The sequence below is a fragment of the Alteromonas sp. 38 genome (assembly GCF_902506055.1).
GTDB classification, from domain to species: Bacteria; Pseudomonadota; Gammaproteobacteria; order Enterobacterales; family Alteromonadaceae; genus Alteromonas; species Alteromonas lipotrueae.
Genome location: NZ_LR733300.1, coordinates 508,872 through 524,918, shown reverse-complemented (window position 1 = coordinate 524,918; position 16,047 = coordinate 508,872). Strand labels below are relative to the sequence as shown.

General features: G+C 44.2%; 14 protein-coding genes and 2 tRNA genes. 5 read left to right on the top strand and 11 right to left on the bottom strand.

The features are described from left to right. The first annotated feature begins 119 nt into the window (after positions 1–119). On the top strand, positions 120–1,079 hold the full coding sequence (locus tag FLAVO9R_RS02205) for a hypothetical protein (RefSeq protein ID WP_159528386.1): 960 nt from the start codon (positions 120–122) through the stop codon (positions 1,077–1,079). A gap of 71 nt (positions 1,080–1,150) precedes the next feature. On the opposite strand, the gene ilvN is transcribed toward FLAVO9R_RS02205, so the two are convergent. The 9 genes from ilvN to orn form a co-directional block, all read right to left on the bottom strand. Further along, positions 1,151–1,648, bottom strand: coding sequence for an acetolactate synthase small subunit (gene ilvN / locus FLAVO9R_RS02200; RefSeq protein WP_013785617.1), 498 nt, complete (start codon positions 1,646–1,648; stop codon positions 1,151–1,153). Then, positions 1,648–3,366: an acetolactate synthase 3 large subunit gene (locus FLAVO9R_RS02195; RefSeq protein ID WP_159528384.1), complete on the bottom strand. Its 1,719-nt coding sequence runs from the start codon at positions 3,364–3,366 to the stop codon at positions 1,648–1,650. The genes ilvN and FLAVO9R_RS02195 overlap by 1 nt, the downstream gene beginning before the upstream one ends. Before the next feature lie 202 nt (positions 3,367–3,568). Further along, positions 3,569–3,949 (bottom strand): DUF413 domain-containing protein, encoded by a 381-nt coding sequence (maoP, locus tag FLAVO9R_RS02190; RefSeq protein WP_159528382.1) that lies wholly within the window; start codon positions 3,947–3,949, stop codon positions 3,569–3,571. A 260-nt stretch (positions 3,950–4,209) separates the two neighbouring features. Continuing rightward, positions 4,210–4,704 carry a DUF4442 domain-containing protein gene (locus tag FLAVO9R_RS02185; protein WP_159528380.1) on the bottom strand — a complete coding sequence of 165 codons (495 nt, stop codon included), beginning with the start codon at positions 4,702–4,704 and terminating at the stop codon, positions 4,210–4,212. Between the two features lie 76 nt (positions 4,705–4,780). Then, positions 4,781–6,367 carry a tetratricopeptide repeat-containing sulfotransferase family protein gene (locus tag FLAVO9R_RS02180; protein ID WP_159528378.1) on the bottom strand — a complete coding sequence of 529 codons (1,587 nt, stop codon included), beginning with the start codon at positions 6,365–6,367 and terminating at the stop codon, positions 4,781–4,783. Positions 6,368–6,453: 86 nt separating this feature from the next. Next, positions 6,454–8,928, bottom strand: a complete 2,475-nt coding sequence (locus FLAVO9R_RS02175) for a TonB-dependent receptor (RefSeq protein WP_159528377.1) — start codon at positions 8,926–8,928, stop codon at positions 6,454–6,456. Positions 8,929–9,557: 629 nt separating this feature from the next. Beyond that, positions 9,558–9,633, bottom strand: a tRNA-Gly gene (locus FLAVO9R_RS02170). Between the two features lie 64 nt (positions 9,634–9,697). After that, positions 9,698–9,773, bottom strand: a tRNA-Gly gene (locus FLAVO9R_RS02165). 104 nt (positions 9,774–9,877) lie between these two features. Further along, positions 9,878–10,423, bottom strand: coding sequence for an oligoribonuclease (orn, locus tag FLAVO9R_RS02160; RefSeq protein ID WP_013785622.1), 546 nt, complete (start codon positions 10,421–10,423; stop codon positions 9,878–9,880). A gap of 84 nt (positions 10,424–10,507) precedes the next feature. Here orn and rsgA point away from each other — a divergent pair, with 84 nt between their 5' ends. The 4 genes from rsgA to FLAVO9R_RS02140 all read left to right on the top strand — a co-directional run bounded on the left by rsgA (position 10,508) and on the right by FLAVO9R_RS02140 (position 14,251). Beyond that, positions 10,508–11,554 (top strand): small ribosomal subunit biogenesis GTPase RsgA, encoded by a 1,047-nt coding sequence (gene rsgA, locus FLAVO9R_RS02155; RefSeq protein ID WP_126872918.1) that lies wholly within the window; start codon positions 10,508–10,510, stop codon positions 11,552–11,554. Between the two features lie 168 nt (positions 11,555–11,722). After that, on the top strand, positions 11,723–12,673 hold the full coding sequence (asd, locus tag FLAVO9R_RS02150; RefSeq protein ID WP_159528375.1) for an archaetidylserine decarboxylase: 951 nt from the start codon (positions 11,723–11,725) through the stop codon (positions 12,671–12,673). Between the two features lie 3 nt (positions 12,674–12,676). Next, the gene (locus FLAVO9R_RS02145) at positions 12,677–13,561 is read left to right on the top strand and encodes a DMT family transporter (RefSeq protein ID WP_126872920.1); all 885 of its coding nucleotides are present in this window, start codon (positions 12,677–12,679) and stop codon (positions 13,559–13,561) included. Continuing rightward, positions 13,562–14,251: a glycerophosphodiester phosphodiesterase gene (locus FLAVO9R_RS02140; RefSeq protein ID WP_159528373.1), complete on the top strand. Its 690-nt coding sequence runs from the start codon at positions 13,562–13,564 to the stop codon at positions 14,249–14,251. Positions 14,252–14,334: 83 nt separating this feature from the next. Here the strand turns inward: FLAVO9R_RS02140 and FLAVO9R_RS02135 are convergent, their stop codons facing one another. Both FLAVO9R_RS02135 and FLAVO9R_RS02130 read right to left on the bottom strand, forming a co-directional pair. After that, positions 14,335–14,763 carry a MerC domain-containing protein gene (locus FLAVO9R_RS02135; protein ID WP_159528371.1) on the bottom strand — a complete coding sequence of 143 codons (429 nt, stop codon included), beginning with the start codon at positions 14,761–14,763 and terminating at the stop codon, positions 14,335–14,337. Positions 14,764–15,095: 332 nt separating this feature from the next. Next, the gene (locus FLAVO9R_RS02130) at positions 15,096–15,938 is read right to left on the bottom strand and encodes a divergent polysaccharide deacetylase family protein (protein ID WP_159528369.1); all 843 of its coding nucleotides are present in this window, start codon (positions 15,936–15,938) and stop codon (positions 15,096–15,098) included. Positions 15,939–16,047: the final 109 nt, after the last annotated feature.

The window sequence follows — 16,047 nt, the reverse complement described above, 5'->3', positions numbered from 1 at the left end:
TGAATATTTGCGTGGATGAATAATCGTTGACGTTTATTATCACAACACGCATCCTGATGGTAATTAATTGATACGGATATCATTTCACCGCGAAATCGTTAGAGGGAGTTTGGGTTGTTATGTTGTGTTTAGCAGTCTCATTGTGTTTATTGCTTACTGACCAGAGTGATAACCGGCCTGTTCCTACCCACGAGGTAGTGAATAATGCACAAAACAATGTTGAATATCATCAACCTATGCAATGGTTTGATGTGTGGCAACGCAGCTTCACCGACTCTATGGACTTTACCGTAAGTAAGTTCGATGGCTTATTCTCCGATGGCTCAAAAACCAAAGAAAAAGCAAAAGCAGAAGGGAGAATTCAACTTAGCTGGGAACCTAGAACCAGAGATATCGCTGAAACCGATCTTCGGTTTCGTATTCGTGTTTCCCTCCCCCACCTCGAAAATCGCGTAGACTTGCTATTAAGTGATAATGAAGACGAAACCCAAAGTGATACTATAAAAGCGGCGCGCTCTCCCTCGCTGGGAAGGCAAGACAATACGACCATTTCACTACGCTTTCGCCCAGATCAAAACTCTCACTATTCATTTCGTGTTGGTGCAGGAAGACGGGATCAGCTGTATGTAAAAGCTCGCTACCGTGATGCCTATGCATTTAACTCCCATTGGGCCATGCTATACGACACTGAAATATATCAATACACGCGGGATCAATTTGGCGCAGAGTTAGGTACCTCTATCCAGCATGTTAGCAGTAACAATAACGTCACTCGGTTAAATAACCGCTTTTATTTTCGAGACAATAGCAACGACTGGTTGTGGCGACACGAGTTACAACACTTATACTCTATTAACAACAACAACGCCTTGGTTTACAGCTTTATGGTGGAAGGCTTGAACAAACCTACCTACCAAGTAGAAGAGGTTTACACAGGTTTGCGTTGGCGCAGTAATCCAATAAGAGAATGGCTTTACTTCGAGGTAGAACCATTTGTATTGTGGCTTCGACGTGAAGACTTCTCGCCGTCTTATGGTATGGCACTTCGCTTAGAAGCTTATTACGGAAAAGGCGAGTAACACTCGTTACTCGCCCTTTTTCATTTCTTTAGCGCTTTATGTGCTTCGCTTTGCACGTTAAATGTCACCCGTTAAGGGCGTAATGCGCGCTCGCCTCGTGCTAAACCACACACACCAGTGCGTGATGATTCAATTACTTCCGCACATTGGGCCATGGTAGCCGCAAAAGCGTCTAGTTTGTCGGTAGTGCCCGTAATTTCAATGGTGTAGTTATTCGCATGAACATCTAAGATGCGCCCACGGAAAATATCACTATTACGCTTTACTTCAGCACGCACAGATTCAGTACGAGTAGCCACTTTAATTAGCATCAACTCACGCTCAATATGTGTGCCTTCAGTTAAATCCACCACTTTAAGCACATCAATAAGCTTGTTCACTTGCTTAGTAATCTGCTCAATGACTTTATCATCACCATGGGTAATGATGGTAAGGCGAGATAAGCTACCATCGTCAGTAGGGGCTACACAAAGAGAGTCTACGTTGTAGCCGCGCTGTGAGAAAACGCCCACAATACGAGATAACGCGCCAGGTGCGTTTTCCATTAATACAGAAATGATACGTTTCATTAGGTACGCTCCGTCTTACTTAAGCGCATATCATCCATAGCGCCAAACTTAATTTGCATTGGATATACGTGCTCGTTCTGATCTACCGCTATGTCCATAAACACAAGGCGGTCTTTAAGACTGAAACATTTTTCCATCGCTGCATCTAATTCGTCTAATTTATCTACTTTGATACCTACATGGCCATAAGACTCTGCAAGCTTCACAAAATCTGGCATTGAGTCCATGTAAGAATGCGAGTGACGACCTTTGTAAATCATATCTTGCCACTGACGAACCATGCCTAATGCGCGGTTGTTCAAGGTAATGATTTTAATCGGCAGGTTGTACTGCAAACAGGTAGATAATTCCTGAATATTCATTTGAATACTACCGTCACCCGTTACCACTACCGAGGTAGACTCTGGGTGTGCGAACTGTACGCCCATCGCCGCGGGTAAACCAAAGCCCATGGTGCCTAAGCCACCTGAGTTGATCCACTGGCGAGGCTTATCAAACGGATAATATAAGGCAGCGAACATCTGATGCTGGCCTACGTCAGAACTTACATAAGCTTCACCATTGGTATGCTTATAAATAGACTGGATAACTTGCTGTGGCTTGATTACCGTATCGCCTTGCTCGTAATTCAAACATTCACGAGAGCGCCACTGAGTAATTTGTTGCCACCAATCGGCTAGCTTCTCTTTTTGACCAGATAGGTCTTTATTAACAAACTGTTCTAAAATTTGGTCGAGTACTTTATCTACCGAACCAACCACCGGAATATGTGCGTTGATGGTTTTAGAGATAGAAGCCGGGTCGATATCTACGTGAATAATATCAGCATGAGGGCAAAATTTCGCTACGTTGTTGGTAACGCGATCATCGAAACGTGCGCCCAAGGCAATAATGCAATCGGCATTATGCATGGTTTTATTTGCTTCAAGGGTGCCGTGCATACCTAGCATACCCACGAACTGCTCATGTGTACCTGGCATAGCGCCTAGCCCCATTAACGTACAGGTAACTGGTGCATTTAACTTTTCAGCTAATTCGATAACTCGTGACGACGCTTCAGATGTAACCGCGCCACCACCAACATAAAGTACTGGACGTTCGGCTTTCATCAATGAAGCGACCGCTTTCTTAATTTGCTTTGTATGCCCACGCTCGGTTGGGTTATACGAACGCATGGTTACATCGGTTGGGAACACATAAGGGTGATCTTCAGCCACATTTACAATGTCTTTTGGTAAATCGACTACCACTGGGCCCGGTCGGCCAGTATTTGCAATGTAATACGCTTTCGCAATGGCTTCTGGAATATCTACCGCACGCTTTACTAGAAAGCTGTGTTTTACGATTGGGCGAGAACACCCTACCATATCGGTTTCTTGGAAAGCATCTTCACCAATGTGCATAGAGGGAACTTGCCCAGACAATACAACCATTGGAATTGAATCCATATAAGCGGTAGCAATACCCGTTATGGTATTGGTTGCACCAGGGCCTGAGGTGACGAGGACTGTGCCGGTTTTGCCAGTTGAACGTGCATAACCATCCGCCATATGAGCGGCTGCCTGTTCATGACGCACGAGGACATGTTCGACATCTTGTTGCGCATATAAAGCGTCATAAATGTCTAGTACGGCACCACCTGGGTAGCCGAACACATGTGTTACTCCTACATCTTTTAGCGCTTCTACCACCATGGCAGCGCCCGACATCATTTTCACAGTTCTCTCTCCTGTATCGGTTTGGTGTATTGTCAGCGAATGTTGACGATGAGCGGACTATAACGAAGGAAGTAGGAAGATAAAACACCAAACCGCACAAAAGTGAGATATATATCCCAATATTCAAGATAAATAGGATAAACCTTTCGTTACGATGAAAATAATGGCGCTTATTAGGATGAATTTCACAAGAAATTAACAACTAATCGTCATCAATGTCTATTTCAATGTCGCTGTTATCCTCTATTCCCATATTATCGTCTGCATCTTCTGTTACAGCACGCTTAGAACCATAAATACTGGCCGCTTTGGGCCGGTTAATTCGGTTTTGATATTTTATCCATGCTTTTGCTTGTGGAGTTTGTGGCTCACATTGCCCCAACGCAGCATTGAGATAATTAATTTCAACATCTGAACTAGGTTCAATCTTGCCATCGACTAAGGCTGCAAACAAACTACCATGGGCTTGCAATAACTTACTTTCAGAAATTGAAAAGTCACCGGAGCGAGCGAAGCCATATGGGTAATGCTTTTTATCTGCAAACGGACGGTTGATCAGTTTCTCTCTGGATAACGTTGTCATATGACCCCCTATCTCAGCCTTTCTAACTATTATCATACTCCGCATCGTGCGCCGATGAGGACCCATTAGCCGCGCGCCTGTGCCGCTTGGCTTATTACACTGATAATTAGATAGTTGGGATTAAGAATGCTGTCAAACAGAAAAACGTGATAAGAGAAAACTTAATAAAACTGTAAAATGCTTAGATTGAACATGCGCGTTGCATAAGCAACGCGCACATGGTAATCAGGCGTACTCGGCCTAATTTTTAAATACAGGTACTACTTCCTGCTTTTAGGCACCCAAGCCCAAATCATTTCACATAGAACAGGCTCGATACCTTGAGCATCGGTTACTTTAACCGCTACCGTAACTTCACCTTTCTCTTGAGTTTGCATTAACGCTATTTGTTCATCGGTAAGGTGCGCTACTGCATGCATATCGCCCTGTGCGCGCTTCACATATTTAAAATTCATTTCTTTAATCAGCGGTAACTTGTCGCCAGGTAGGTTAACTCCAACTACAAAGCCCGTAGAAGACTCCGCTAGCAATGCCATAGCAGCCGCATGCACACTGCCAATATGGTTTTGTGCTTTCTTGTAGTTTTTTTGACGAAACGTTACCGACTTTAAATCGGTTTCCAGAATATCGATACTGACCGTGCCCGTTAACTTTACTTTGTACCTGAACATCCACGTGAGCATGCGTTGACGTAGCCATGTTGGATAGGTATTGGCTTTTTTCACAAAGTTGCGCAACGGGTTTGGTACGGACATAATTTTCTCTCTGAAATTCACTTCTTCTGGTTAGACCAGTGAGGTTATGCTGCCACCGCAAAGGATGCAAGTAGTTTTAACAATACCCTAACAATTTCTGGAGCGAATTGGTGTGGTTGCTATACTGCTTCCAGCGCCCAATCGAACGCGTATTTATTGCTTCACGCACTTGTACTTTGCTCGCCGTAGACACTGGCAATGCGTTTCGCTCTACATGCAGACACTGCTCTTCCCAAGCTAAATCACAAAACGACAGCAGCTTGGGGACTTCTTCATTAGGGCCTATCGCCAATGCTTCGTAAGATTGAATATATACATTGTCAGGAAATTTCTGCGCCCACGCTTTCATTACCTTGTTAAATCGCAAGTAAAAACGTCCAACGGCATTCAAATCATAAGCATAAGCGTAGTATGGGCTGTGAATAGAAAATAGTTGGCGGTAGTTGCCCACACAGGTATCCATGGGGTCACGCATCAAGCAAATGATTTTGGCATTCGGTAAAGCACGACGAATAAGATCAACATAAAAGAAATTAAACGGCAGCTTGTCGACTAAACGCTGCCCGTCTTGTTTAAGATAAGCGGTTCGCGCTAGGTAGCACTCCCCAATTTCTTGCATATTAAGGTTTTCCGCTGCTTTTAGGGTGTCTAAATCAAGTACATGTTGTGAGGGCGTGTTGGCCAGCGATTTTACTGCCACTCCAAAATCTTGCAGTTCACCGCCTGAAGCAACTTGACTATGGTGGCTTAAAATACGCTCTACCAAGGTAGTGCCAGAGCGGGGCATGCCTATTACGAAAATTGGCGAGCTGTCTTGGGCGCCATGTGCTTGAATGCTTTTAATCAAGTTCTTATTAGCGCTTCCACATGGGCTATTCGCCTGCTGCTGTAGATAATCGAATAACATTTCATAATCAGCCAAGGCGTCTTGACTAGCCTGCTGCTTAGGCGCTTTGGCGTACTGTAGTGCTTCAAAAGCCTCATCGTATTGCCCTAATGCTTCATATTCTTTTGCTAGTGCATGGCCAATATGTAGTCGTCCTTCTACGTGTTTTTCACAAGTGCGTGATGCGTTCAGCAAACGGTTGATATGGTTTTTCTCAGCTGTGATCCCCCCTAAATCAGACAGCGCAAAATGCGCCTGATAAAAATTGGGGTTCAGTGAAATAGCTTGCTCGAAGTGGTCTCTGGCTTGAGTAAAACTACCGGCGAACTTACTACTGACGCCATAGTTATAATGAAACTGTGGATTGTCATTATTAATAGATAACGCGCGCTTGAAGTAAGAAAGTGCCCCTTCATGATCGCCTACTCTGCTTAACGCTACCCCAACGGTATCTAAATCAAGCGCTCGGGTGAGTGACGTTGGTGGGGCGAGTTTAGCGGCGGCTTGGGCAAGATTAAGATCGCCAATGAGGGCAAAGCATTTGGCAAGATAAGCATAGGTGAGCGCCCTAGCATCAAGGCTATTCGACTTCTCTAACAACTTAACCGCTTTATTAATTTGTCCTAATTCAATGTGGATGATACCCAGAAGAAAATAAGCATGAGGGTCATCGCCGAAGGCCTGAATAACCTCTACGCAGGCTTTATGTGCTGACGTATAATCTCGTTTGCTAATGGCTGTGGTGGCCACATTGAAATGCTGTTGTTTATCTATCATTGCTGTCTATCATTGCTATTATCATGATGCGCCTGAAAAAAAGGCACTCCATGGAGTGCCTTTATTAAGTACTGTTGGTAATACTACTACATATCAAACTTGTAGTTGAACTTCAGACCTACTGTACGTGGCGTAAGTATGTAATGCCCATAGTTACGGCTTAATTCAGTACCGTTTGGTTCAAGCACACTGTCATAAACACCTTCGCCAATATCACTTACGTTGCGTCGTGTAGACACAAACGCGTACTTGTCGAATAGGTTGTCGATGTACAAGGTTACCGACCAAGTTTCAGATGAAATACGCGCATTTAAGTTACTGATTGCATATCCTGGTAATGCTTCACCGTCCTGGCGTAAACCAACCGTAGTATAAATATCACTTTGTGCAGTGATACCATAATTCACGTCTAACATCTTATCGCCAAATACTTCTTGGCTGTATGTCATACCAAATGAAAATTGATGCTCGGCTGAACCTGGCAAACGATCACCATCTTTACCATCATAAAAATCTTGTAGTTCAGATCCCTCTTCACCTTGGGCTGTAAACAAGAATGGCGCATCAGCGGTTAACTCTGCTTTCGTATGAGCATAAGTAGCATACATGGTTAAATAGTCGTTTGCGCGACCACGCAACGATAACTCTAGCCCTTTAGATGCAGCACCTTCAGCATTAACCGTAATGGTTTGCTGACCATTTACGGTTGCACCAGTAACTTGTGGATCTTCCCAATCAACATAGAACAATGCGGTGTTCACTTGTAGTTTGTTGTTGAAGAAATTGGTTTTAACCCCAAGCTCGTAGTTGGTAGTGGTATCCGCTCCGTAAGTCTGCTCATCCGGTAATGCGCACACTATTTGGTTATTCAAGTCATCAACATTGTCGGGGCACGCCGGGGCACCATTAGCGCCACCAATTCGGAACCCTTCGCTGATTGTCGCGTAAGCCATGGTATCGCGGGTAAACTTATAACTGGTATTAAATTTAAACAGTGTACCGCTGTCATCCTCGGTAGGCGCTTCGGTGAGTTCTAAATCGATGGAATCAGAAGCTCGACCTTCAAATACTGAGTAGTAAAGCGGCAAGTCTACGCCTGAGCGGGCTGACACTTCATAGTCGTAGGCTCTCAAACCGATGGTAGCATCCCACTTATCGGTAATTTCATAAGTGAGCTCACCGAAAAGGGCTTTTTCAGTAATATCGATTTCGTCTGCTGAGAAGTATTCAAGGCTGTCTGGACGATAGTTGCCGTCAACGCCCCACACTTCAATAGCGTACACGTCAAAGTTTGGGGTAAATTCTTTACTGGTACCTTCGCTGTCGGTGTCGTAATAGAAACCACCCACAATCCACGATAATGGACCATCATCTAGCGACACTAAGCGCACTTCTTGCGTCAGCGTAGAGCGTTCTGTTAATTCTTCCGTGTAAGAAGAAAACGCCGGAAATTCTTCGTAACTGTAGTCTAAGCGAATAAGCAGGTCAGTTTGGTCCCGTTGACCGTCTGATTCAAACTTCGAATAACCTGTAGCCGACACCAATTCAGCAAAACCAAGATCGGCTTTAACTTCTAAGCTTAATAATGAATCTTCTTTCTCACGAGGCTCTTCGTAACGATAAGCCGACTCGTATTTACCTACTAACGCACTTAACCCGTTTTCATCAGACAACGCATTGTAGTGGCTGATTGAACGGCCTTCTACGTCTTGTGTCTGGAAGAAATAAGTCAGCGTAGCGTCAATGGTGTCGGTGGGTAACCAACGTACTGCTACGCGACCTGTTAGCGTGTCTTCACCGTTAGCATCTTCTACTTGGCGTAAGTTTTCGCTAATAGCCGTGCTGTCGGTCCAATCTGGATCGGGCAGTGAAACACCACCTTCTTGCACAACGTAATTGTAATCAATAAACCCCGGATTATTGAAATAATTAAGTGATGCACGAACACCCAATTCACCTTCAATAATAGGCGCGTTGAATACGAAACTTCCTTCGCCACCTAATGAATCACTTTCTTGAATGGTGAACACATCACCGGTAATTTCAGCAGTAGTAAAATCTAAATCTACTGTTTTAGGTATATAGCGAATGGCACCGCCAAGCGTACCAGCACCATATAAGGTGCCTTGCGGCCCAATGAGTACTTCAACACGATCTACATCAAGTAAACGCATGTTAAGGAATAATGGAATTTCACCAAAATAAGTAGCTACCGTCCCCCCATCTGAACCTGGGCCAGATGAGTTTGTATTTAAGCCTCGCACGATAATAGGAGAATCGTTTCGACCACCCTGATCGGTGACGGTCAAGCCTGGTACCCAGCGAGCTACTGAGTCAAGGTCTTCAATATTTTGTTGGGCCAACACGTCCGATGTTATGGCGGAGATATTAATTGGAACTTCCTGCAAAGTGCCGCTTCGGCGGGTTGCAGTAACTTCAATTGTTTCTACTTGTTTTTCATCTACAGTAACTTCTTGGGCGACAACTGCACTGCTACTTAAAGCAGTAAATACAGCGCCGGCAACCAAAGAGTACCCGAAGGTGCTGCCTTTATAGTGCATGCTTGTGTTTTCTCCTGGCGGGGCTTCTATCTTTGTACCCGTTAATTTTATTGTTGGGTACGTGCATCAGTGTTTTCAGCATGATCCGTAGCAGAATCTATGCCGTTAAGGGCGCGCATTCTAAAGCAAAAACACATAAATTTTTAATTATTTTTGAATAAATATGCTCTAATATCGCGCATGCATGCACTAAATCTGAATTAAGAGTAATAAGCAGCGGATCTAATGCAGCATTAGAAATTGATATCTAAGGACTTTTATAGATTATCACCAAAACAGTGAGTACATGCTCGCACACGGTGCAAAGCTGCGGGAATAAAAACCCATTCAAAAAAAGAAGCCTTTTAAAGGGTGTAAAAAGAGAAAATTTACACTCGCTTACGCTAAAAAGTGCATTATTGGCATGAATAAACATAGAAAGCTTAAATAAAGACAGCGGGTTTTAGCTGGGAGATGATTTAAATATTAAGGCTGATTAAATTTAGATAAGAAAATTTGAAGCCGGAAACGAGACTTGTAACTGGCCGACACTCGCTGGGCCGACATTCGGTCGCCGGGAACCGGTCGTGACCCGTGGGGTCGCATTAATCAAACTGAAGTAGGTTGATTTAATTTTATATATGAAAATTTGGAGCGGGAAACGAGATTCGAACTCGCGACCCCGACCTTGGCAAGGTCGTGCTCTACCAACTGAGCTATTCCCGCATAGAGTCGATGCTGTTGCATCTGATGATACTCACTACCATTTGGATTGTGATAGGAGTTTTTTTGGAGCGGGAAACGAGATTCGAACTCGCGACCCCGACCTTGGCAAGGTCGTGCTCTACCAACTGAGCTATTCCCGCATACAAAAAAAGGCACTTCGTTTTGAAGTGGTGCGCATTGTACAAAAATAATTTTATTTGGCAACCATTAATTGGATTTTTTTGTACAAACGCACCTTTCCCGCTTAAATCGTGAACACTTTCTCACGATAGTAGCGCATTTCTTCAATAGACTCGCGAATGTCATCAAGGGCTAGGTGAACCCCCTTTTTATCAAATCCATCTAATACTTCTGGCTTCCATCGCTTAATCAGCTCTTTTACGCTGCTCACATCAATACTGCGGTAATGAAAGTAATCTTCTAGCTCTGGCATGTACTTCACCATAAAGCGTCTGTCTTGCCCTATAGTGTTTCCGCACAAAGGAGATTTACCGGCATCAACATAGTCAGATAAAAACGCCATTGTTTGACGGGCGGCTTCAGCTTCATTCACCGAACTGGCTCGACAACGTGCAGTAAGCCCAGTTTCACCGTGTACACGCGTACACCACTCATCCATATTATCAAGTACATCATCAGGCTGATGCACTGCAATAACGGGGCCTTCAGCAAGCACATTTAGCTGTGCATCTGTCACTATGGTTGCAATTTCCATCACCACACAAGTCTCTGGATCGAGCCCTGTCATCTCCATATCAATCCACACTAAATTACTGTCGTGCTTTGTCATCGGCTTCCTCTTAGTACTGAGGCATGGCAACCATGCCCTACAAACGTTATTATAAGCGCAGTATACGTGAACTAGAAAAGAATCGTGGCGAAAAAACCAAAACTTACACATAGACAGAAACGCCAAGTCGCAGCTAACAGAAGCAAACGGCTGCAAGATAAGCATGGTGACAACAAGCAAACGTCAGTAGATGAAAGCCAACTAATGAGCGGCGTTGTGACGGGGCGCTTTGGCAAACATGCCGATGTTGAAGACGCCGAGGGCAATGTGTCACGGTGTCATATCCGCCGTACAGTAGACTCTGTGGTATGTGGTGATAAAGTACTATTCAGTAAAGGCGACGATGCCGACTCTGGTAGTGTACGTGGTGTTATTGAAATAGTTAACGATCGCCATTCAGTCCTCACTCGCCCCGACTTTTACGACGGCATAAAGCCCATTGCGGCTAATATCGATAAAATTATTGTGGTAAGCGCTACCCTTCCATCACTCTCTACGCACATTATCGACCGCTATTTAGTGGCTTGTGAAGACATTGGCATTACCCCTTTTATTGTTTTAAACAAAGTGGAGCTCCTTTCACAAAGCGAAAGAGAAACCATTAATGAACAATTAAAGGTTTATAACGATTTAGGTTATGAAGTGCTTTTCACCAGCTGTAAGACCGGTGAAGGTATTGATGAACTTAATGCCTATCTTGATAACAATGTAAGTGTTTTCGTAGGTCAATCGGGTGTAGGGAAATCTAGCTTAATTAATAAAGTATTACCTGGTGCCGACATACTCACCGGTGAAGTATCAGATAACTCAGGCTTAGGCCAACACACCACTACCGCAGCCAAACTACTGCATTTACCGGCTGGCGGTGATTTAATAGATTCTCCAGGCGTCCGTGAGTTTGGCTTATGGCACATTCCTACCGAACGCATTACTTGGGGCTTTATTGAATTTAGGGATTACTTAGGTGGGTGTAAATTCCGTGACTGTAAACACCTTAACGACCCTGGCTGCATTCTTCGGGAAGCCGTAGAAGAAGGTAAGATTAATGCCGAGCGTTTTGCTAGCTACCACAAAATATTAACCACCATGGACGAGCAACGTCCGAGCCACAGCCAACCACCTGGCGCATAAGGCTTATATTTACGCTTTGTTTGGCTTGTTGAAACAGAATATAGACACGACTTCAACAAGCCCAACCTTTCTGGCTTATTCCAAGTTTGTAGCATACATAATCTTAAAGTTGCTTACGCGCTTATAAGTTAGGGTACAATTAACCTGTCTTTTTAATGGAGAGCTTTCGTGCTGGACTGGCTTAAAATAAACTTACAATACATTACCCCTAAACATTTGTTGTCTCGCCTAGTAGGCAAATTAGCGGCAGCAGAGCTTGGTGGTTTCACTACGTTTCTTATCAAGCTTTTCATCAAGCAATATAATGTTGATATGAGCGAGGCATTGCATTCAGATCCTGCGCATTATCGCAGTTTCAATGCCTTCTTTACTCGCCCACTAAAACCTGAAGTGCGCACCGTTGACCCACGAGAAGACGTGTTAATTCAAGCGGTAGATGGGGCGGTAAGTCAATTTGGCGACATTGAAGCTGACAGTATATTTCAAGCTAAAGGACACGATTACAGCCTAACCAGCTTATTAGGCGGTAAGCCAGATTTAGCGGCGCCGTTTAAAGACGGAAAATTTGCCACCATTTATTTAGCCCCTCGAGATTACCACCGCATTCATATGCCGGTAGAGGGCACGCTTACCGATATGGTTTATGTACCTGGTGAGTTGTTTTCTGTAAACCCGCTTACCGCACAAAACATTCCAAGTTTATTTGCCCGTAACGAGCGCGTTGTGGCGTTATTCGATACGCCCGTAGGCAAAATGGCTATGGTACTAGTGGGCGCTACGATTGTTGCCAGTATAGAAACCGTTTGGGCAGGTACTGTGTCGCCGCCTACCGGTAAAAATGTACAACATTGGACTTACGAGAAAGATACCGAAGCGAGCGTACACCTTGCAAAAGGTGACGAACTAGGTCGCTTTAAACTAGGCTCTACCATTGTGGTATGTTTCGAAAAAGACATGATAGATTTTGATGCATTAGCGCCTGGGCAAATAACTCGCCTAGGTGAACCTATGGCTTTTGTTGCCAACGCGCCCGTAAATACTGATGCGAGCGCTGATTTAGGCGATAACACTGGCGATGACACAAGCGCTGATTTAGGCACGCAAGCGACAACAAGCTAGTTTATGAATGCAGTAAAACGAAGTTTGATATCACTGCACTTTACCGTTGTGTTATTGGGCGGTACCGCACTTTTTTCACATTTAGTGCCCCTGAGTGCCAGTGATATTACGCTAATGCGATCGGTATTTGCCTGTATCGCATTATTTCTCTTCCTGAAATTTTCTAGCGAAAATTTGGCGCTGGCAAGCCGCAAAGATTATCTGATAGCCATAGGGCTAGGTATCTTAATGGCCCTTCACTGGGTAACCTACTTCGCCGCAATGCAATACTCTAGTGTGTCGGTGGGTATGATTGCACTATTCACGTTTCCGGTGATTACGGTACTGATAGAGCCGTTCTTCGAAAAAGTAAGCTTGGTATGGCAAGATATTGTATCTGCGCTGACCGTTATTGCAGGCGTCTATTTTATTGTGCCTGAAACGTCACTGGATAATGACATCACTTTAGGGGTGCTGATTGGCGTAGGTTCTGCGGTGCTTTACGCGTTCAGAAACCTAATACATCGAAAACACTTCAAACAATACAGTGGCGCTAAAGCCATGGCATGGCAAACCTTAGTGATTGCTATTTTCCTGCTACCTACCGGCAGTAATGAAATTGCAAATGCCCCGATGAGTGCATGGTTAATGCTTTTGCTATTAGGTACGGTTTTTACCGCGTTGCCACATGCACTAATTGCGGCAAGTTTACGGCATTTACGCGCTAAAACTTTTTCGCTGATTGCCTGTATGCAGCCTTTCTACGGGGTTATTCTTGCCGTATTGCTGCTGGATGAAAACCCCAGTGGAAGCACACTTTTAGGTGGTATTCTTATCACCTCAGCATCTATCTACGAAACCTTAAATACCCATAAGCTACACGGTAAGTCAGAAAAGGACAGCGACTAAATGCTTATTATTGCCCACAGGGGCGCGAGTACGCTTGCGCCTGAAAACACGCTTAAAGCATTTACGCTAGCCTTCGAGCAGCAATCTGATGGTATAGAATTCGACACCTACCAGCATGATGACGCCATTATAGTATTTCACGATAAAACCCTTGTGCGCACCACAAACGGTTCAGGATTTTTATTACAAACTTCACTGGCGGATTTAAAGCAGCTAGATGCTGGGGAAGGTGAAGTTATTCCTACCTTGGAAGAAGTGCTGGCTACCGTACCAGATGGTGCGCTGTGTAATATTGAAGTGAAGCACTTGCGCAATGCTGAAGCCTGGGTGCAAGACGTAAAGTGTGCAGTAGAAGATGCACAGATAAACTCAAATTCCTTACTTATTTCTTCGTTTAATCACCATTGGCTAGCCGAAATAAGCGCATTATGGCCACAGGTGGCTATTGGCGCATTAACCGCCACCTACGCACTTGATGCAACGTACTGTGCCCGTCAGCTTAAAGCGAAATCGATTAATATTGCGTTAGATGTGGTGAATGCTGATTTTGTGAATGCGGCGAAGCAAGCAGGATTGGATGTGTATGTTTATACGGTAGACGAGCCAGAAGATATGCTGCAATTGAAGCTATGGGGCGTGAGCGGTATTTTTACCAACGTGCCGGATATTGCAAAGCGAGTTCTGGGTTAGGAAGCTAAAATTTAGCGTTATTTTTAAAGCTTGGGGCGTAAAGCTTGAGTTAAAAATTTATGCCAGTTAGCTTACGGAAGCGGCTATTCTACTTCGGTAGATAAGTGATTAGAGAATACCGTTTCTTTACAGCACTTACATTGACGGCACAAACGCATGTTAATCCAATGCCCTGCCACAATAAGTAAAGCCCCCACAGCGATGGTGAACGGCTCATAGGCTTCACCAAACATGTTCTTGTTCCAATAAATTGCACCTCCCGTAAACAGCAACGCCAACGGATAATAACGGCCGTGATAGCGTGTGGCCCCGCCGATAAGTGCAACCGCACCAATAAATAACGAAATGGTTAATATAGTACGTTCAAACCAAACCTGTGCGAAAAACGATGAACCAATAAGTGGCAATAATGGCACAACAACAGGCAGCGCTAGGCAATGCAACGCACACAAGCTCGACACCCAAATGCCAAGTCTGTCTAATTTTGTTGGATTGTCATCTACCGGATTCATTTACTGTACCTTTACAACATCAAAAACTTTAAAGCACGCCACTTTACACATGCGCTTTAGTCTTAAGGGCATTGCTTATATTAACAATAGCCGCACGTGCACTGTAGACGCAGAGTAACTCTGCCAGAGACGTTATAATATAACATTTTAAAGGGAATGCGAAACTTTCCCCTATGATATTTTAAATCTTTAACAGAACAAAATGCCATAAGTGAAGATTCAGGTCCGGAAGTGGCTGATTATTAAAAGATTAAATGTCGACCTGCTAATCACGGAAAAAGCAGAAAGGAAGAAAAAGGTAGCGCTTATTACTTCAATGAAACTAACAAGGGCTATTCATTAGGCGCGGCCGCTTCGGTTTCTAAGAGCGACTTTTGATGAACCTCTTTTACCAAAGCGTTATTGGAGATGCTATAGGAGGTATTAGCCACCTGTGTGAAATAATCGTTTACCGACGCTAAAGAGATCCCCTCGTTAGCGAGGCTAGGCAAACGGTGCGCTAAAAAGGTAATAGTTTCTGGATAAGGGTGTGCAATAACCACAACGGTGCCGTTTCGTTTAGCCAATCGTTTTGTGTATTCGAATTGCTTACTAAGCGATGCTACTGAGCGATCGTTATCAAGAAACACCTGCCGACTTGCGTTCGGCACCCCCACTCTATCCGCCACCTGTTGCGCTGTGGTATTTACGCTGGTTCGACTATCTACAAAGAAGAGTCCTTGGCGCTTTATCTCTTCCATAATGGTTTGCATGGCAGGCTCTTCAACCGTAAATGCACTGCCCATATGATTGTTAACCCCCACTGCATTTGGCACACTTTTAAGTGCTGCTCTTAGCGTGTGAGTAATGGCAGCAGGATACATATCGGTAGATAACCCTAAGGGTCCCATGGCTTTGCCACTGGTCGATTGCATTGGCATGTGTAACATGACAGCGCGGCCTTGTTGCTCTGCTTTACGTGAAATAGTTTGCGCAAGAGGGGTTTGCGGAAGGATGGAAAAGGTCACTTCACTGGGAAGCGCAAATGCCGCCATATCTGATTTTCTATAACCCAGATCATCAAGAATAATAATAACACGAGGCTTTACTGGGATAGTCGCTGACGCAGCAGCATGACTGGTAAAGCTACTCATTAAAATTAACGATAAAATACACAGACGCCAAAGCACCTTCATCTACGTTTCTTCACTTCCATTATTGATTTTATTATTTCCACGCGCACTGCTGATATTAACAACGAGATACTATGCCTAAAAAGAACTGAGCCTAATAAGAGCTGAGCCT